Source organism: Vreelandella sp. 21 (assembly GCF_050995515.1).
Lineage (GTDB): Bacteria > Pseudomonadota > Gammaproteobacteria > Pseudomonadales > Halomonadaceae > Vreelandella > Vreelandella alkaliphila.
Window position 1 is genome coordinate 298,716 of the sequence record NZ_CP194673.1, and the last position, 17,838, is coordinate 316,553.

Consider the following 17,838-nt stretch of genomic DNA (forward strand, 5'->3'; position numbering starts at 1 on the left):
TATGCACCATAGCGATGCAAATCTAACGCTCCATGAGCTCATTTATGCCGTTATACCCAATCTAAATAGGGCCGAAAAATTAGTGCTCAATACGCTGGAGAGCCTAATCGAAGCGGCAGAAAATCCATTGGATGTCGTTAAGCGTAACGAACAAAGACATGCTTTCTCGCTAGAAGTGCATCGTGTGCGTATCAACATAGAACACCTTTTAGAACGCTATCGTGCTGATGTGGATAGGGTTTTGCGCTCAGGAGGCGAAGTGGAAGGGCCTATCGTGGTACCAGATGCCCTAGAGGCCGATGCAATTCGCAGCGCCATTGATATTTACTTGCACGTTAGGTCTTTTCAGCGGGGCGAACGTCGTCAGCCTCTACCAGGCCACTAGTTATCACCTTATCACCACTTCTTGTCACCACATGGCATCATCATTGCTTGTATAATGCGAGTGCCGCTTTTGGGGTTACCCACCTGAAGGCCAACAGCTTGCCTACCCGGCAATTCGCTGTGACTACATTAGGAGATATATCATGTCTGCCTCACCTGTTACGTTAATGGTAGCCCGTCGAGTGGCGAGCGGTCGTTATCACGATTTTAACCGTTGGTTAAACGAAGGCCGCGACTTGGCGGCTGACTTTCCTGGTTATTTGGGGTCCGGTGTTTTGGCACCCCCCAATAGCGATGACGAATATCAGATCATTTTCCGCTTTAGTAGCAGTGATACGTTAACAGCCTGGGAGCATTCGGCTTCACGGAATGCATGGCTACAGCGAGGTAAGGGGCTATATGATGCGCCTCATGAGCACCGTGCCACCGGTCTAGATGCTTGGTTTCAGTCTAGCTCGGGCACGACGCCTCCGCGCTGGAAGCAAGCCATCGCCGTATGGTTGGCTTTTTTCCCCATTTCACTGTTGTTTAACTGGGTATTTGGCAGTGCCTTGGCGGACTGGCCCATGGTGCCCCGTGTTCTGGTCAGTACGATGATGTTGACGCCTGTCATGGTGTTTTTATTTATTCCACTTTCAACGCGCCTACTTGCCCCTTGGCTGGAAGGGAAATGGTCGCCATTAGATATATTGTCACGTTGGCGTCATGAACATAGAACGTAGTACAGAATGGATGAGGGCATGTTAATATTATTAAAAATGATTTAAAACATAGGCTTAATTTTGATCTGGTAATGCCTTAAGCCATGCTCTTTGCGTTTCTTTAATAAGATAAATAAGTGCTAAGCTTCATGGGGTTCAACGCTGCAATAGTGCTAAGCTAAATACGCTTGCAGTAAAAGGATAACTGACTTTGGTGCAATGCTAGCGTACCAAGTCGCCCCATGGAGTAGTTATGATCCGCGTTCACCATCTCGAAAAATCCCGCTCGCACCGTATTTTATGGCTTCTGGAAACACTTGGCCTTGATTATGATATTGAGGTTTATCAGCGCGATCCTAAAACTCAGCTAGCCCCGGCATCACTTAAAAAAATCCATCCGCTGGGTAAGTCGCCAGTTATTACCGACGGTGAGCTGACCGTGGCAGAATCAGGGGCAATTATTGATTATCTCGTCAACTGCTATGGTAATGCCAAAGATCAGCTCCTTGAAGAAAACCGTAATGAGTGGGTGAATTATCGCTACTGGCTCCACTATGCAGAAGGTTCGTTAATGCCGCTGTTAGTGATGGGGCTGGTCTTTAGCCAATTGCCTAAGCAGTCTCCGTGGCTGATTAAGCCGTTAGCAAAAGGAATTAGCTCAACGGTGCAGCAGCGGTTTATCCAGCCCCAACTAAAACAACATCTAACCATTATTGAATCGCACCTAGACAAACGAAGTAATTTTGCGGGTGACTGGCCGAGTGGGGCCGATATACAAATGAGTTTTCCGCTACAGGCCGTTGCCGCGACACAATCGTTGGCAACGTATCCGGCTATCGCAGCATTTGTGGCGCGTATTGAAAGTGATCCTGCCTGGCAACGGGTTGTTGAGCGCGCAGGCCCCCTTACCATGCCCGGTGCGTAGGTTTATCTATGCTCCAGACGTTGAGCTGTTTCGGACTTCGCTCATCTTCTACTCAAAAGGGGGCGTTGTGCGCTCTAGCCCACTTTATGTCGGGAACATTACTGCTAGCTGGATGTTTGGCAACAACCCCCTTATCGGCTGAGACACTGACCGTTGGTGTGTACCACAATCCGCCAAAACTCTTCGCTGACGATGAAGGTCGCCCTCGAGGCGTGCTAGGCGACCTTTTGCAGGCGATTGCCAAAGAAGAGCAGTGGCAGCTTGAAAGTCTTCAATGTGACTTTCAACACTGTCTTACCTTGTTAGAGCAAGGAGACATTGACCTATTACCTGACGTTGCCTGGAGTGTAGAGCGTGCTCAGCGTATCTCGTTTCATGAAGAGCCGGTGATGCATAGCTGGTCACAGCTTTACCAGCGTGAAGGGGCTAAGATCGGCGCTATTTTTGATCTTGAGGGGCAGCGTGTAGCCGTGGTGTCAGGGTCCGTTCAGCAAAGCTATTTGGCGGCGGTAACCGAGCGTTTTGATATCAACGTCACTTGGCTGCCCGTGAGTAGTTTCGCCAGAGGGTTTCAGGCAGTTGCGGATGGTGAGGCAGACCTTGTGGCCGCTAATCACCTATTTGGCGACTGGCGGGCTCACGATTATGGGTTGCGTGATACGCCTGTTATTTTTCAGCCAGCAAGGCTTTTTTATGCCGCCTCACCTCAACTCTCTGATGAGATACTTAATCATATCGATGATGTTTTACGTCGCTGGAAGCAGGATAATGGCTCTGTTTATTATGAAACGTTAAGTGCATGGCGAGCTAAGTCAACCCCATCACAATTAACTCCTACATGGATGTGGTGGGGGGGTGGTTTACTTATTTTACTGCTTGTTTTAGCGCTGTTAGGCAACATACTGCTTAAGCGCCGAATGAAAATTAACCGAGATCAGTTAACTACTCATGAGGCGCTATTGGCGACTATTTTAGATAGTGTAGATGCCTTTATCTATATTAAATCTCCCTCGCTAAAGTATCGTTACGTCAATCGTCGAATAAGTGAGCTTTTTAATCAGTCCACAGAAAATATTATTGGAAAGCGTGATGCTGATTTTTTTGATGCCGAAAGCGCCGAAGCAACAAGAAAAATCGATCAAAATGTTTTAGATTCAGGCAAAAAAGTAACGGTTGAAGAGCATAGTATGCTGCAGGGTGAGGAGCATGTACGTACTTTTCTTTCTATTAAGATGCCGTTAACCATGGCACCAGGTGAAGCGCCTAGCTTATGCGGTATCTCTACAGAGCTTACTGAGTATCTGGAAATGCAATCTAAAACCCATCGCCTAGCGTTTTATGATGCATTAACAGGTCTCCCCAATCGTCGGCGTCTCATGGAATTATTAGCTGATGTCACGGATCAAAATAATTGCACAATAAACTTCAGCGCAATCTTTATCGTTGATCTAGATAATTTTAGATTGGTGAATGACATTCAAGGCCACGAGAGTGGTGATCAATTACTGATTAATGTTGCCGAAAGATTGCAAATACACCTGCCTCAGGAGGCAACCGTTGCCCGCTTTAGTAGCGATGAGTTTGTCGTACTGTTAAATGCATTAGGTGAGCAACAAGGTAAAGCAACACACAAGGCTGAACGCCTTGCAAGGCAGCTCTTAGAAGCGGTTGCTAAGCTGCGTAACGACCGGGCACTGCCGATTACCGCCAGTATTGGCATTTCACTGTTTAAGTGTTCAGGGTTAAGCGTAAACAATGTTTTACAACAAGCAGATATGGCGCTACAACAAGCTAAAGCGGCTGGCGGTAACTCGTTGCGCTTTTTTAATATGGATATGCAAACTAGTGTGCTAGAAAGGGCCAAGCTTGAGGGGGATCTGCATCAAGCCTTAGAGCGCAATGAGCTGTCGCTACATTACCAAGTTCAGGTCAATCATCAAGGCGTCACTACTGGCGTTGAGGCCTTATTACGCTGGTACCACCCTCAGCGTGGCTGGGTATCACCAGCCACCTTTATCCCTCTGGCGGAAGAAAACGGGTTGATTCTGCCTATTGGGCACTGGGTATTGAAATTAGCCTGTGAACAGTTAGCAAAATGGGCGCAGCAACCTGCATATGCAGCACTCACTATCTCCGTTAACGTGAGTTCGGTGCAGTTCCAGCAACCTGGGTTCATACGCGATGTAGAAAGCTTGTTAGCACAAACCCAGGCCCCACCAAGCCGTTTGGTGTTGGAGGTAACAGAAAGTCTGTTGATGAGTGAGCCCACGCGAGTCCGCAGCACCATGCTAAAGCTTCGTTCCCAAGGCATTCGCTTCGCGCTGGATGATTTTGGCACAGGCTATTCGTCGCTGAGCTACCTAAAGCGCTTACCGCTGGATGAGTTGAAGATTGATCAGTCGTTTATTCGTGAATTGCTAACAGACAAGACCGATGCGGCGATTGTAGATACCACTATCCTTTTAGCGGTCAGTCTTGGCTTGACTGTGGTGGCTGAAGGCGTCGAGAAAAAAGAGCAGTTTGATTGGCTTAAAGGCCATGGCTGCTACCGCTACCAGGGCTATTTATTTGGCCGCCCGACGCCAATTGAGTATTTATTTGAGACGTACTAAAAAGCCCGCGCAGCACTTGTTAGCGCTTGACGCGGACTTGAGCTGATTACAGCTGTTTGTTAACCAAAGACGGCAAAGCTGTCGGCGTTAAGCCACAGATGAACAAGGATACTGGCGACGTAGCCGAGAAAAATAACGGGTGCCCAGCGTAGGTGGCCCATAAAGGTATAAGCGCCACGCGCTTGACCCATCACCGCAACCCCCGCTGCCGAGCCGATTGAGAGTAAGCTTCCCCCCACACCGGCCGTCAACGTAATCAGTAGCCAATGCCCGTGGGACATGTCCGGTTCCATGGTCAGTACCGCGAACATTACCGGAATGTTATCGACTACCGCTGACACAACCCCCAAGACAATATTGGCCCAGGTGGCGTTCCAACCGGTGTAAAGCGCTTCGGAAAGCAGTCCAAGGTAGCCCATAAAGCCAAGGCCGCCTACGCACATAACAACCCCGTAGAAGAACAGCAGTGTGTCCCACTCGGCGCGGGCGACACGGTTGAAAACATCAAACGGCACTACACCACCTAACTGCTCGAGCTTTTTATTATCGCCTCGGCGGCTATAGCGTTCACGCTTGCGTTCCAGTGAGCGAGGCAGGCTGCGGCGTAGGTAATAGCCGAAAAACTGTAGGTAGCCAAGGCCAGTCATCATGCCGAGTACAGGTGGCAAGTGCAGCAGCGTATGACACATTACAGCAGTGGCGATAGTGATCAAAAACAGTGCAATGATTCGCCGTGCACCGCGTTTGAGCCAGACATCTTCATAAACGCTGCTGGGCTTCTGATCCTTAATAAACATGCTCATGATGACGGCAGGAATCAGGAAGTTTATCAAGGAGGGCAGGAATAGGATGAAAAACTCCTGGAACTGAATAATACCTGCTTGCCAGACCATCAGCGTGGTGATGTCGCCAAAGGGGCTAAAGGCACCGCCGGCATTGGCGGCTACCACAACGTTGATGCAGGCGAGATTAATGAAGCGTTTATCCCCTTCAGCAACTTTGGTGATAACGGCACACATTAGCAGCGCTGTGGTTAAGTTATCGGCAATTGGCGATAGCACAAAGGCAAGGCCGCCCGTTAACCAGAACAGCTGGCGGTAGCTAAAGCCTTTGCGCAGCATCCACGAGCGCAGGGCATCAAATACACGGCGCTCCTCCATGGCGTTGATATACGTCATGGCAACCAGTAGGAACAGCATTAGCTCGGTGAACTCCAAAAGTGTCACACGAAACGCATGCTCTGACGTATCAGACATGCCGTTTTGGACGTACACCCAGCCAATGAGTCCCCAAATAATACCGGCAGCAACCAGTACCGGTTTAGACTTACGCATGTGGATTTTTTCTTCTGCCATTACTAAGGCATAGGCAAGCACGAAGATTGCTACGGCAAAAAATCCGACGGTTGAGGAGGTTAAGTCGATATCTCCAGTCACTGCAAAAGCGGAAGGACTAATGGATAATAATAAGGCTGCTAACAAAAAAGGCCAGCAACGAGAAACTCGGAGCTGGCCTGGGTCATTATGTAACGTCGGCATGGCGTGTTTATCCTTATATTGGTTAAAAGGTAGGGGGAATAAGCGGCGTTAGTTTAACAAGTTATATTGCATTGCAATACGGAATTAAACCGAATGAAATGCTTTGATAAGCAAGTTATTACGTCTTTTTTTTGGAAATTATCCGTTTAGCTAATAGTAATATGGTCAAATAAATGTAAAGAGTTTAATCATAAGTCAGATAAACATAATAGATTTACGATATTTGTTGGTCTCCGTTGCTTTGTAGGTATATTTGCTGCTTGTGGGTCGATCTTCAGGCTGTAATAAAACTGAGCAACCTGCGCGATCATATTGATGGCTGTGTTGGTATGGTTGATCATTATGTCGCGTCTAAAGGCTTGGAATTTAGCTTTTGTCATCGCTTTTAGTCAATAAAAACGAGGCCACACAGCTGGCCGTTGGACACGTTAAGGAACTCATATGCATCATTCAATTCGCTCCCTTTATCGCACGTTAGGCATCTCGGCCGCCACGCTTGCCCTTGCCGCTGCTGCAATGACAGCACAAGCAGAAACACGGGTTACCTATAAATCAGCATCGGCGGGAACCGCCTATTACCAGATGGGTGTTGAGCTCTCTGAGGCAGTGCGCCAAGGCACTGACGATGCCATTATCCTGACACTAGAAGAGAGTCAGGGCTCGGTGCAGAACGTGATGGAGGTGATGGCCCGGCAAGGTAACTATGTATTCACTACGCCGCCAGCCTTAGTTGAACAGGCTATGGCTGGGGAAGGGGCTTTTGCCGAGCGTCAGCATCCTCGTTTCCAAGAGATCCGCGGCCTATTTCCTATTCCCTCTATCACTATGCATTTTGTGATTGCAGGCGATGGCGGTGTGGCCGATATGGCTGCGCTTGAAGATAAGCATATCTTAATCGGCCGAGGTACTTTTGGCGCTCGGGAAGCTACTCGGTATCTAGAGCTGTTTGGGCTGGAAGAGAAAGTGCGTATTGCTGATGCTTCTATTGGAAGTGGGCCAGATGCGTTAAAAAATGGTCAGATTGATGCCTTTGTGACGGCCAGCTCCTTCCCAACCCCGAATGTTATTGAAACGGCTGCCAGCATGCCAATCACCCTGGTTAGCTTTAGCGATGAGCAGATAGCGCAAACAGGTGCTGCTCGTCAGACGATTCCTGGTGGCACGTACCCAGGCGTGGATGAGGATGTTCAAACTACGTCGCTGCCGGTCATCGCCTATACAACTTCACAAATGGATGACGATACCGCGTATGCGCTGACAAAAACCTTCTGGGAGCGTCGCGATGCCATGGCTGAAGAAACGGCTTGGTGGAGCAGTATCTCGCCTGACATGCTGAGTAATATGACCGGCACGCTGCACCCCGGTGCACTGCGTTATTATGAAGAAGCGGGAGTCGATGTGCCTGACGCTCTTCGATAAAGGCTGCCTTCGCAGCGTTTTTTGGCACTGATAATACGCAACGGTCTGTAGGCCGTTGCGTTGTTTTATAGGGATAGGCAACTCGGCATGCATGCTCTTTTTTCGTCTCAGACGGTTGATAACGCCACACCTAATGCGGTGGCGCCCCCTGGTTGGATCGCGTTAGGTGTCATTAGCGTTGGGTTTCATTTAGGACTTATTTTTTACGGTTTAACGCCCGCCCTGGTGAGCAGGCCGTTGCATATGGCGCTACTGCTGCCTTGGGTGTTGATTTATATGGCTAAAACCCCCTTTCAGCGCATTAGTGGCTGGGGGCTGACGCTATTGGGGATAGCAGCTTGCGCCTACATCGCGCTTAACGAAGCCACGCTTGCGAATCAGTATGGCTTTATTGATACCCATCTGCAGATGGCGATTGGCCTTTTCTTAATTGTGCTGGCCCTGGAGGCCGCAAGACGTGCGATTGGTTGGCCGCTGCCGTTGGTTGCGCTAGTGGCACTGCTTTATGGGGCTTTCGGGCAGTATGTGCCGGGGGCGTTTGGTCACCCTGGTTTGCCGCTGCAAAGCATGGTGGGCTCATTGACGATTGCAGAAGGAGGGCTTTGGGGCTCGCTGACGGGAGTTAGCGTGGGTGTCGTGGCTATCTTTGTGATCTTTGGTGCGGTGCTTAATGCTGGCGAAGCTGGCCAAGGTTTCATGAATTTAGCGAGTGCCGTTGCTGGGCGCTTAACCGGTGGTGCGGCTAAAGTGTCGGTGATTTCGTCGGCGCTGATGGGTTCCATTTCAGGTTCAGCCTCAGCGAACGTTGCCTCTACTGGGGCGATTACGATTCCCTCTATGGTACGTTTGCGCTACCCGCGTTCGTTTGCGGGCGCGGTAGAAGCGGTGGCGTCTTCAGGCGGGCAAATAATGCCACCGCTGATGGGGGCGGGAGCCTTTGTCATGGTAGAGCTAACCGGCACGCCCTACACACAAATCATGGCAGCAGCAACGCTACCGGCCGTGCTCTATTTTCTGACGGTATGGATGGGAATTAATGCCTACGCAACGCGTCATGACTTGCAGCCGATTGATGCCAGCGAGCAGCCAGCCGCCAAAGAAGTGCTCATCACATCGCTCTTTTTTGCGGTGCCGTTTGTACTGCTGTTAGAGCGTATTTTTAACGGCGGGTACACGCCTCAATATGCCGCTAGTATTGCGATATTTGCCGGCGTAGCGCTGCTGCTGGTCGATGTTACGCTGCGTTTCTCAATCACTGGGTTTGCAAATCGCTTAGCGGATGCGGTGGTTACCGCAGGGCGGCAAATTGCCACCATTGGCGCGATTATTTTGTGTGCCTCACTGGTGATTGGTGTGCTCTCGTTAACAGGCCTTGGCGTAAAGATAACGTCGGGTATCTTATCGCTCTCAAATGACCTGCTATGGCCTGCGCTGTTGTTAACCGCACTGGCCTGCCTGATTTTGGGCATGGAGGTGCCGACAACAGCAGCCTATGTGATTTGTGTGTCGGTGGCGGGGCCAGCGCTTATATCACTCGGATTAGAGCCGTTGTTGGCGCACCTGTTTGTGTTTTGGTACGCACTGCTCTCGACGATTACGCCGCCTGTCTGTGGAGGAGTGTTTATCGCGGCGGGAATGGTAGGTGAAAACTGGCTCAAAGTAGCGCTTAAGGCTATGGCTCTGGGGATAGGGCTGTACATCATTCCCTTGGCGATGGTCGCGAACCCTGACGTTATTCAGCTTGCTTTTAATCCAGCGGGCGCTTTGCTCGATGGTTTAAAAATAGCCGCTGGTTTAACGGCTATTTCGTTTGGTGTCATTGCCCGTAAAGCCATTTGGCTTCGCGTAATACTAGTGGTGGCGGGCGCGGCTGTTATCTTTCTCGTTTAATGGCGCATGGTTTAAAAACAACGGCGACGTGGCCGGTAATTGGGTGGTGGCATACACCACCCAGGTATCTAGTGCAGGCCCCAGCGACTGCACCAGCTTAAGTTGCTCAGGCGCTTGTTTTACGACCTCTTCAGCGCAAATCCCGGCCTCAAAGGTACCCGCTAGCAAGCCTTCTGCCACGGCAACCGTCGTGGGTGCTTCGATAATATCGCCAAAGCTGCTTAAATCCGTGTAGTGGCGGGTAGCTGGCTGAATAGCTACATGATGAGGGGAGGCAATACTACGCTGGGCAACTAACGCTAAAGGCTTGCTGCCGGCAATAAAGACATCAACCGGATAGGCGCGGTGCATATAGCGGCCCACGCAATCGCTGTGGGAAAAGTGAGCGGTGCACTGGAGTAGGTGGCTTACTCGCCCCTCAACCAGCGCTTCAAACGCCTCTTCAAACTGTTCGAAAAGATGAAGATTCGTGGATGGCTGACCATGCTTCGCTAAATAGCGCAGAGCAATTAATTCATGATTGTTGCCGCTAGGGCCGAGGGTGGCAATTTGCACAGCGAGCTCCTTAGAAAATAGTTAAGTGGAACGCTAGGTAGTAGAGTAGCCACTAGCCACTCAGCAATGCATTATTAAAAACGTCATCTGACTTTCAAATATTAGTGAAGTAGCTGCGTCTGCAAGTCAATTAATCGAAGCGCTATCCACGCAAGGGAAACGTCGGGTAGGCGTTCAGTAGGGTGTCTAGTTCATTGCATACAAAGCGCGGTTCAATCCACTGTGTCAGGTGTTCGTGAACGTAGTGAAGAAAGCGCTGTGCTGACTGTGGAAGGCGCTGATCATTACGCACTATAAATTGCCAGTGACTTTCAATAGGTAACCCCTGAACGGGTAATACTACTAGGTCAGGATGCTCATTAGGCAAAACGTGTTCAGATAACACTGCAACGCCCATATTGGCTGCCACGCTTACTCGTATGGCCTCGTTACTGGCCATCTGTAATGTTTTTTGCATGGTCAGTCCGTGCTCTTGCAGCCAGCTGTCTAATAGCATGCGTGTGGCAGAGCCAGGCTCGCGTAGCAGTAAGCGCTCACTTAGTAGCTGCTCCATCGTCACGGCTTTCTGTTGAGCCAGAGAGTGGTCGGCGGCGGCAATGGCAACTAAGGGGTTGCGCATAAAGCGTGACGCGACCGCGTGAGCAAGCGCGGGCGGATGGCTAAAGACATAAAGATCGTCTTCCTGGCGCTCAAAGCGCGCCAATACCTGTCGACGATTACCGATATGAACGGTGACATCGACATCAGGGAACGCCTGACTAAAAGGCCCTAAGAGGCGTGGTAAGACGTACTGAGCAGTGTTCACGAGGGCAATGCTAAATCGCCCCTTACTGCCATACTGTAAATCACTGAGCTGGTCCGCAAAGTCGTCAAAGCGCCCCAAAACATCCCGACTTGCCTGATAAAGAGCTTGCCCTGTGGCGGTCATTGTCAGTCGCTGGGCATGCTGTTCTAACAACGGGCTGCCTACCGCTTCTCGGAGGCGTTTCAACTGCTGTGAGACGGTTGGCTGGGTAAGGTGAAGCTGCCTTGCGGCTTCGCTGATGGAACCACACCTAACGACGGTTACGTATACCTGGAGCAACCTAAAGGTCAGATGGCGAATGTTCATAGCGACCGAAACTCCTGGAGCGTCTCTTAATGCATCATTATTGGGTAGTGGTGTAGATCAGCTTTATCAACGAATACCTGGCAAGCCATCATCGAAAAGCTAGGCTATTCCTTGCCGTTAATGGACAGGTGAAGACAAAAGAGTTTAAACCACATTACACTAAGGTGGTGTACGTTGGGTTGCTCTCAATGCCAAGAACATGGCTTTGAATAGCTTTAAAGAAAAGCATGCTGTTATATTCTAAATATTTTTAAGCTAATAACTATAAGGAATTCCACCTATGTTGATCCCCTTTTTAACTTCGCGTCCGCTTAAAACGCTGACGGCCAGTTTATGTATCGGCGGGTTGTTAGTCTCTCCACAGGCATTCTCTCAGCAAGCGATCTTGGAAGGTGAGCGCTTTCATCCCCAAGAGAGCCGCCATGGCATGGTCGCTACCAGCCACTTTCTTGCCTCAGAGGTTGCCCGTGATGTTCTTGCTGAAGGAGGCAACGCCGTTGATGCAGCCGTAGTAGCTGGCTTTGCGCTAGCGGTGACCCAGCCACGTTCCGGCAATATCGGTGGTGGCGGTTTTATGCTGATCTCGGATGAAACAAGCGACGAAGTCATTGCCATCGACTATCGCGAGATGGCCCCTTCGGCTGCTTTTGAAGCTATGTTCCAAGATGAAAATGGCGATGCAGTGACCGAGCGTTCCCGCTTTACTCACTTGGCCACGGGTGTTCCTGGCACCGTTGCGGGGCTAGCTCTGGCCCTGGAAGAGTATGGCACGCTAAGTCTTGCTGAAGCGTTGGAGCCCGCCATTCGTCTTGCTGAAGATGGCTTCGCGGTGCCTCCACGCTTTGTTCAAGGGCTACAAGAGACCAGAGAACGCTTTGAGCCCTGGGATGCGAGCATGGCCAAGTTCTTCAAGGAGGACGGTAGCGCCTACGAGGTCGGCGATATTTTCAAGCAACCTGATCTAGCTGCGACACTCAGGCGCATTGCTGAACAAGGGGCTCGCGAGTTTTATGAAGGAGAAACGGCAGAGCTGATCGTTGCCGAGATGGAGCGTCACGATGGGCTGATCACCATGGAAGACATGGCTAGTTACACCCCCATCATCCGTGAGCCCAGCCATGGTACTTATCGCGGCTACGATATTTACGCCATGAGCCCTCCTTCTTCCGGTGGTGCTCATATTGTGCAAATGCTGAACATTCTCGAAGAATACCCCATCGGTGAACTCGGTTTTGGCTCTGCTGAAAGCATGCACCTAATGGCCGAAGCCATGAAACGTGCTTACGCTGACCGCTCGGAGTTCCTGGGCGATACTGACTTTGTCGATGTGCCTCTAGCCGGCATCACCTCAAAGGAGTATGCAGCCGAACTGCGTAGCCAGATTGGCGACCAAGCTACCCCTAGTGCAGACATTGCGCCTGGCAATCCGAACGACTACGAATCTAATGAAACCACTCACTTTTCCATTGTAGATGATGGTGGTCTGGCAGTTTCAAACACTTACACCATCAACTTCAGCTATGGTTCTGGAATCGTCGTGGATGGCGCGGGCTTCTTGCTCAACAACGAAATGGATGATTTCTCAGCCAAGCCCGGCGTGCCCAACGCCTATGGATTGATTGGCGGCGAAGCCAATAAAGTCGAGCCAGGCAAACGAATGCTTTCGTCTATGACGCCCACTATCGTCAAACAAGACGGCAAAAACTTTCTGGTTACTGGCAGTCCCGGCGGTTCACGTATTATCACCACAACGCTACAGGTGTTAATGAACGTTATTGATCATGATATGAATATACAATCAGCGGTTAGCGCACCGCGCATGCACCACCAGTGGGTGCCTGATGAGATTCGCGTTGAGGCAGGCTTTAGTCCAGATACACTTAACTTGCTTGAAGAGCGTGGCCACACGGTCAGTCAGCAGTCAGCCATGGGCGCTGCTCAGTCAATCATGATCAAAGATGGGATGTTCTTTGGTGGTGCCGATCCTCGCCGATCCACCTCATCTGCTATTGGCCTTTAACGTTACGTTAGGCTCTTACCATCCCGCCCTGATTGCTCAGGGCGGGGTCTTTCCGGCATCGCGTCTAGCTACTCTTTCAAGTCCTTAGTTTAACTATCATCACTGCCTATTAACTATCACCACTGCTTATTAATGAGTCGTGATAGGGTGATGATAGCTCCATAGATAATTATCTATGACTTTCTTTCAATATATTATTAGTTATCTAGTGTCATCGCTCGCAAAATGCAGTCTCTTTTGACCCTAGGGAGCAGTGGTGATGCCAGATATTGTGGTGATGTTTTTTTTATTGGGGCTAGTCGCCGGAGCGGTGAAGTCGGATCTTCAGGTACCTAAAGCTACTTACGACACCCTAAGCCTGTTATTAATGCTCACCATTGGCTTAAAGGGAGGAATGGCACTGCATGGCAATATTCATTGGGGGTTGGTGCCAGAACTTACCGGCGTAGCGCTGCTTTCAGCGTTTATACCGCTGATGCTGATGCCAGTGTTGCGCCGCTGGGTGCGCCTTTCCGCCGCCGACAGCGCTAGCATTGCTGCTCATTATGGCTCGGTCAGTGCGGGTACGTTTGCGGTCGCTCTGGCGTATGTAGAAGCACGTCAGTTAGCGGTGGGGAGTGAAGTAACGCTCTATTTGGTCGCTATGGAGCTACCCGCGATTATGGTGGCGATTGCCCTGTTTAGACGCTATCAAGGAGCCGCTGTTAAAGAGAGCACCAGCAAGTTATGGCATGAAACTTTAACCAATCGAGGCGTTATCCTGTTAGCGGGTGGGGTCGTGATCGGCACGCTATACGGGCCATTTCAAGGAGAGGAAGTCACCGCACTGTTTACTGGAGCTTTCAAAGGCGTGCTGGCGTTGTTCCTGCTAGAAATGGGGTTAACCGCCGCGCAAACACTGCGCCCAATGCCGTGGCATCATTGGCGCTTAGTGACCTTTGCACTGGTCACACCATTGCTGCTGTCATTGCTGGGGATTCTGGTAGGTACGCTAGTTGGTTTGCCAGTGGGCTCTGTGGTGATTCTTGCCGCATTGGCTGCTAGTGCCTCCTATATAGCGGCGCCGGCTGCAATGCGCGCAGCTATCCCTCAAGCGAACATTGGGCTTGCTATGCTAGCGTCACTCGGCATTACTTTTCCTCTCAACGTGATGCTTGGGATCCCTCTTTACCATAGGCTGCTGGAGTACTTGTTTAACTAACAAATGGGTCGCGCTATCGCTTCAATTTGATTCGCCTTTTGTTGGAGTTATTTGTTGTTTGATTGAAATTTAACGCCAGCTTCTTGCTTATAAAGCTGGCGTTTTTTAGTTTATTTTTCTGTTTTAGAAGATTTTATAGATAAATTTGAATAGTTTCTTAACGTACTTAGTTCAGCAGTATTATTTGCTGGATCATGCGTATTTCCCCTGGAAGCAGCACGAAAAGCCGAGGAATGGACACGTTAAGTCATCGTTACCCTCGTATTCTTTTGTAACAGTGATGTGATCGCAATGTCGTTGAAGTGTTGAAAGTGCGATGACGCATTGTGATTAATTAGCTGGTATAGATGAAAAGGCAGTATACCTCTAGAAAACATGTCTATTGCTAACGCCTTAGATGATAAATCTAAAAATTATCCTGCTGAACAAAAAACATCGTTGCTGATAAACCTGTTAAAAACTCAATAATAACGAGGTCTATAAGATGGAAGATAAACCAAAAAGGGTTCGTCAAAAACCCAGTCTCGGGCTTGCCCTTGTGCCCGTTGTGCTGACACTAATCGCCATCGGGGTACAAATTTTCTATTTTGGTGATTTCACACCGCATATCCCGCTGGCTATCGGCTTGGCAATAACCTCGCTAGTGGGAATCAAGCTTGGCTTCCGCTGGAAGCGGATTGAAGATGGGGCGTTTCACGTTATCAACGTGTCTTTGCCTTCGGTTTCGGTGTTGATCTTAGTGGGCATGATTATTGGCGTCTGGATTGCCAGCGGTACCGTGCCCAGTCTGATCTATTACGGCCTTCTTCTGTTGTCTCCGGCTTTCTTCCTTGCCGCGGCGATGCTGATCTGTGCGGTGGTGTCCGTTTCCTTGGGGACCTCCTGGGGAACCGTTGGTACGGTAGGTTTAGCGCTTGTTGGTATCGGCGCTGGGTTTGAAATTCCGATTTACTGGACCGCTGGTGCGGTTGTTTCCGGCGCCTTTTTTGGCGACAAAGTCTCACCGCTGTCCGACACCACCAACCTGGCGGCGGCGGTTACTGGCAACGATGTGTTCTCGCATATCAAAAACATGATGCCAACGACGCTTCCGGCCATGCTGATCGCGTTAGCCATCTATCTGGTGGTGGGCTTCACCATGATTGATGATCAAGCGGCATCTTTTGAGCGCATTAATGCCATCACTGCGTCACTAGACGAGCACTTTACTATTTCTATCTGGCTGCTGTTGCCAGCGGTGCTGGTTATTGGTCTAGCCGTCAAGAAAATGCCGCCGATTCCCTCCCTGTTTGCTGGTGTAATGGCGGGTGCAGTAACTGCCATGGCGGTTCAGGGGGTAGGTCTGCACGATATCGTTACTTACGCTAACTATGGTTACTCCATTGAAACGGGCGTGGAAGCCATGGACAGCCTGTTAAACCGTGGCGGTATTCAGTCGATGATGTGGACCATCTCGTTGATACTGATTGCCCTGGCCTTTGGTGGTGCGTTGGAGAAAACGGGCTGCCTGGAGACCATCATTAAGTCCATTATGTCCAAGGTGCGCTCGTTCAAAGGCGTTCAAACCTCGGCAATTGCTACCTCCTTTGCAACTAACCTAGTGGCAGGCGATCCCTACCTATCCGTTGCGCTACCGGGGCGTATGTACGCGCCTACCTACCGTGGACTGGGTTACTCAACCCTGAACCTATCGCGTGGTGTTGAGGAAGGTGGAACATTGATGTCGCCGCTCATTCCATGGAACGCAGGTGGTGCCTTTGTCATTAGCGTATTAGGACTTGGTATTGGCGAAGGTAACGTCGAGAACCTGTTGTATATACCACTGGCCTTTGCCTGCTGGTTATCGCCCTTAATCGGTATTCTTTACGCACAGATGGGCTTGTTCTCGCCCAAAGCGACCGATGAAGAGCGCGCACTGTGGGACAAGCAGGGGGAAGCGATTGCCTCTACCGAAGCATTGGGAGCTGCTGCTGACGCAGCCGTTACTAGCCCGAATCCGGCTCCTAGCTCGAGTTGATCGTCACTAGTCGTTACGTGTTTTACCGATAAGACAGCACCCCAGCTTGCGAAAGGCGGGGTGTTTGTCTTTTGAGCTAGGCGTTTTTTTGCCGACAACCGAATCGCTGCGACTTGGGTTTGCTTGCAAGCACGCCCGAATAAAACCAGGAGGATAATAATGACTACAACGCATCCAACCGTGGTCATTGGTGGTGGAATCGTTGGTATTTGCTGTGCGTTATATCTGCAAAAAGAGGGGCTCGACGTAACGCTCGTAGAGCCCGCTATGTCCGGCGATAGTACCGCTAAGTGGAGCTGCGGGCAGATTGCGGTTAGCGAAATTATTCCCCAGTCCAAGCCTGGTATTATCAAAAAAGTGCCTGGATGGCTGCTGGATCAAAAAGGGCCGCTGGCACTGCGGCCATCAGCATTACCAGGACTGCTGCCTTGGATGCTGCGTTTTATGACCCATGCGCGGCGTTCGCGTATCGACACTATTGCCCATGAGTTAGCGTCCTTAACGCGCTGCGCCTTTCAGGATTATGAACCCTTATTAGCGAAGTGCCGCCGTGACGATCTGATTGGCCACCACCCAACCCTTGAACTGTTTGACGATGCGGCTGGGCTGGCCCATGAGCAAACTTATGTAGAGCTACGCCGCGCGCTAGGGTTTGTTTCCGAAACGCTAAATGCCGAACAGATTGCCGCTATGGAGCCGGCGTTAGCGGGACGCTTTTCTCACGGCTTGTTGTTGTCAGATTGGCGCACGGTGTGCGATACCGAAACCTTCCTAACCGAGCTTGCTCACAGTTTTGTAGAGCAGGGCGGCAAGCTTGTGCAGGATAGTGTGTCGCGTGTTGAGACCCAGGGAGGGCGTGCCGTTGGTGTGACTCTGGCTAGCGGTGAGAGGCTGCCGGTCGAGCAGGCGGTGGTCGCTGCAGGCAACGGCAGTTCGGCGTTTTTTGAAGCGTTAGGCATTAAGGTGCCGTTGATTAAGGTCGGTGGCTATCAGGTATTGCTACCCAACCCTGGTGTCGATTTAACCCATGCCACTTTTTATGCTGATGGCGGCTTTGGCCTGATTCCAATGGAGCGAGGGCTACAGATCGGCGGCACGATTGAGTTTGCTGGCAACCGTGCTGAACCGAACTTCAAGCGTGCGGAGATCATTCTTGAAAAAGCCAAGACGATACTGCCATCGTTGAATACAGCTGGTATGGAGTTTGGCGCTGGCTGGCGCCCTTTCTTGCCAGACACCAAGCCTGTGATTGATAAATCGCCATTGCTTGAAAACGTGGCGATGGCTTTTGGTCATGGCCAATTAGGGCTAACGCTCGGTGCCACGACGGGGCGTCTGGTAGCTGACATGCTACAAGGGCGTGATAGCCAGTTGGATATTAGCCCTTTCAGTGCATCACGCTTTACATTGGCTGGTGGTTGATTGTCGGCTGCGCGGTGTGCAGGCTAAGGGTAGGGCCCGTCTC

Annotated in this window: 13 protein-coding genes; 10 read left to right on the top strand and 3 right to left on the bottom strand. The window is 50.5% G+C overall.

The annotated features are described in order from the left end of the window. Position 1: 1 nt before the first annotated feature. From ACN06F_RS01455 to ACN06F_RS01470, 4 genes are all read left to right on the top strand, one after another. Complete coding sequence (locus tag ACN06F_RS01455) at positions 2 to 385, top strand: hypothetical protein (protein ID WP_038480615.1); 384 nt, start codon at positions 2 to 4, stop codon at positions 383 to 385. A gap of 142 nt (positions 386 to 527) precedes the next feature. Then, complete coding sequence (locus tag ACN06F_RS01460; protein ID WP_095604421.1) at positions 528 to 1,106, top strand: antibiotic biosynthesis monooxygenase; 579 nt, start codon at positions 528 to 530, stop codon at positions 1,104 to 1,106. A 232-nt stretch (positions 1,107 to 1,338) separates the two neighbouring features. Continuing rightward, complete coding sequence (locus tag ACN06F_RS01465) at positions 1,339 to 2,010, top strand: glutathione S-transferase (protein ID WP_038480620.1); 672 nt, start codon at positions 1,339 to 1,341, stop codon at positions 2,008 to 2,010. Between the two features lie 86 nt (positions 2,011 to 2,096). Beyond that, the gene (locus tag ACN06F_RS01470; protein ID WP_231658236.1) at positions 2,097 to 4,622 is read left to right on the top strand and encodes an EAL domain-containing protein; all 2,526 of its coding nucleotides are present in this window, start codon (positions 2,097 to 2,099) and stop codon (positions 4,620 to 4,622) included. A 59-nt stretch (positions 4,623 to 4,681) separates the two neighbouring features. Here the strand turns inward: ACN06F_RS01470 and nhaD are convergent, their stop codons facing one another. Further along, a complete protein-coding gene (nhaD, locus tag ACN06F_RS01475; RefSeq protein WP_433924540.1) occupies positions 4,682 to 6,160 on the bottom strand; it encodes a sodium:proton antiporter NhaD in 1,479 nt (492 codons plus the stop codon). Between the two features lie 441 nt (positions 6,161 to 6,601). On the opposite strand from nhaD, the gene ACN06F_RS01480 reads away from it, so the two are divergent. Next, positions 6,602 to 7,579 carry a TAXI family TRAP transporter solute-binding subunit gene (locus tag ACN06F_RS01480; RefSeq protein ID WP_433924541.1) on the top strand — a complete coding sequence of 326 codons (978 nt, stop codon included), beginning with the start codon at positions 6,602 to 6,604 and terminating at the stop codon, positions 7,577 to 7,579. An 87-nt stretch (positions 7,580 to 7,666) separates the two neighbouring features. Further along, complete coding sequence (locus ACN06F_RS01485; protein WP_253486441.1) at positions 7,667 to 9,469, top strand: TRAP transporter permease; 1,803 nt, start codon at positions 7,667 to 7,669, stop codon at positions 9,467 to 9,469. Here ACN06F_RS01485 and ACN06F_RS01490 read toward each other — a convergent pair. Together ACN06F_RS01490 and ACN06F_RS01495 are read right to left on the bottom strand one after the other, a co-directional pair. Then, entirely contained in the window at positions 9,431 to 10,024 is a 594-nt protein-coding gene (locus ACN06F_RS01490; protein WP_198349521.1) for a hypothetical protein, read from the bottom strand. The two genes, ACN06F_RS01485 and ACN06F_RS01490, sit on opposite strands and share 39 nt — an antisense overlap. A 142-nt stretch (positions 10,025 to 10,166) precedes the next feature. Beyond that, on the bottom strand, positions 10,167 to 11,135 hold the full coding sequence (locus ACN06F_RS01495) for a LysR family transcriptional regulator (protein ID WP_095604427.1): 969 nt from the start codon (positions 11,133 to 11,135) through the stop codon (positions 10,167 to 10,169). A gap of 280 nt (positions 11,136 to 11,415) precedes the next feature. Here ACN06F_RS01495 and ggt point away from each other — a divergent pair, with 280 nt between their 5' ends. From ggt to ACN06F_RS01515, 4 genes are all read left to right on the top strand, one after another. Beyond that, positions 11,416 to 13,155: a gamma-glutamyltransferase gene (gene ggt / locus ACN06F_RS01500; RefSeq protein WP_433924542.1), complete on the top strand. Its 1,740-nt coding sequence runs from the start codon at positions 11,416 to 11,418 to the stop codon at positions 13,153 to 13,155. 259 nt (positions 13,156 to 13,414) lie between these two features. Next, a complete protein-coding gene (locus ACN06F_RS01505; RefSeq protein WP_038480643.1) occupies positions 13,415 to 14,356 on the top strand; it encodes a sodium-dependent bicarbonate transport family permease in 942 nt (313 codons plus the stop codon). A 484-nt stretch (positions 14,357 to 14,840) separates the two neighbouring features. Then, positions 14,841 to 16,373 (top strand): Na+/H+ antiporter NhaC, encoded by a 1,533-nt coding sequence (nhaC, locus tag ACN06F_RS01510; protein WP_433924543.1) that lies wholly within the window; start codon positions 14,841 to 14,843, stop codon positions 16,371 to 16,373. A 159-nt stretch (positions 16,374 to 16,532) separates the two neighbouring features. Further along, a complete protein-coding gene (locus ACN06F_RS01515) occupies positions 16,533 to 17,795 on the top strand; it encodes an NAD(P)/FAD-dependent oxidoreductase (protein ID WP_433924544.1) in 1,263 nt (420 codons plus the stop codon). Positions 17,796 to 17,838: the final 43 nt, after the last annotated feature.

Coding starts and splice junctions, on each gene's coding strand:
- ACN06F_RS01455 (WP_038480615.1), top strand. CDS start 2: ATGCACCATAGCGATGCAAATCTAACGCTCCATGAGCTCATTTATGCC.
- ACN06F_RS01460 (WP_095604421.1), top strand. CDS start 528: ATGTCTGCCTCACCTGTTACGTTAATGGTAGCCCGTCGAGTGGCGAGC.
- ACN06F_RS01465 (WP_038480620.1), top strand. CDS start 1,339: ATGATCCGCGTTCACCATCTCGAAAAATCCCGCTCGCACCGTATTTTA.
- ACN06F_RS01470 (WP_231658236.1), top strand. CDS start 2,097: ATGTCGGGAACATTACTGCTAGCTGGATGTTTGGCAACAACCCCCTTA.
- nhaD (WP_433924540.1), bottom strand. CDS start 6,160: ATGCCGACGTTACATAATGACCCAGGCCAGCTCCGAGTTTCTCGTTGC.
- ACN06F_RS01480 (WP_433924541.1), top strand. CDS start 6,602: ATGCATCATTCAATTCGCTCCCTTTATCGCACGTTAGGCATCTCGGCC.
- ACN06F_RS01485 (WP_253486441.1), top strand. CDS start 7,667: ATGCATGCTCTTTTTTCGTCTCAGACGGTTGATAACGCCACACCTAAT.
- ACN06F_RS01495 (WP_095604427.1), bottom strand. CDS start 11,135: ATGAACATTCGCCATCTGACCTTTAGGTTGCTCCAGGTATACGTAACC.
- ggt (WP_433924542.1), top strand. CDS start 11,416: ATGTTGATCCCCTTTTTAACTTCGCGTCCGCTTAAAACGCTGACGGCC.
- ACN06F_RS01505 (WP_038480643.1), top strand. CDS start 13,415: ATGCCAGATATTGTGGTGATGTTTTTTTTATTGGGGCTAGTCGCCGGA.
- nhaC (WP_433924543.1), top strand. CDS start 14,841: ATGGAAGATAAACCAAAAAGGGTTCGTCAAAAACCCAGTCTCGGGCTT.
- ACN06F_RS01515 (WP_433924544.1), top strand. CDS start 16,533: ATGACTACAACGCATCCAACCGTGGTCATTGGTGGTGGAATCGTTGGT.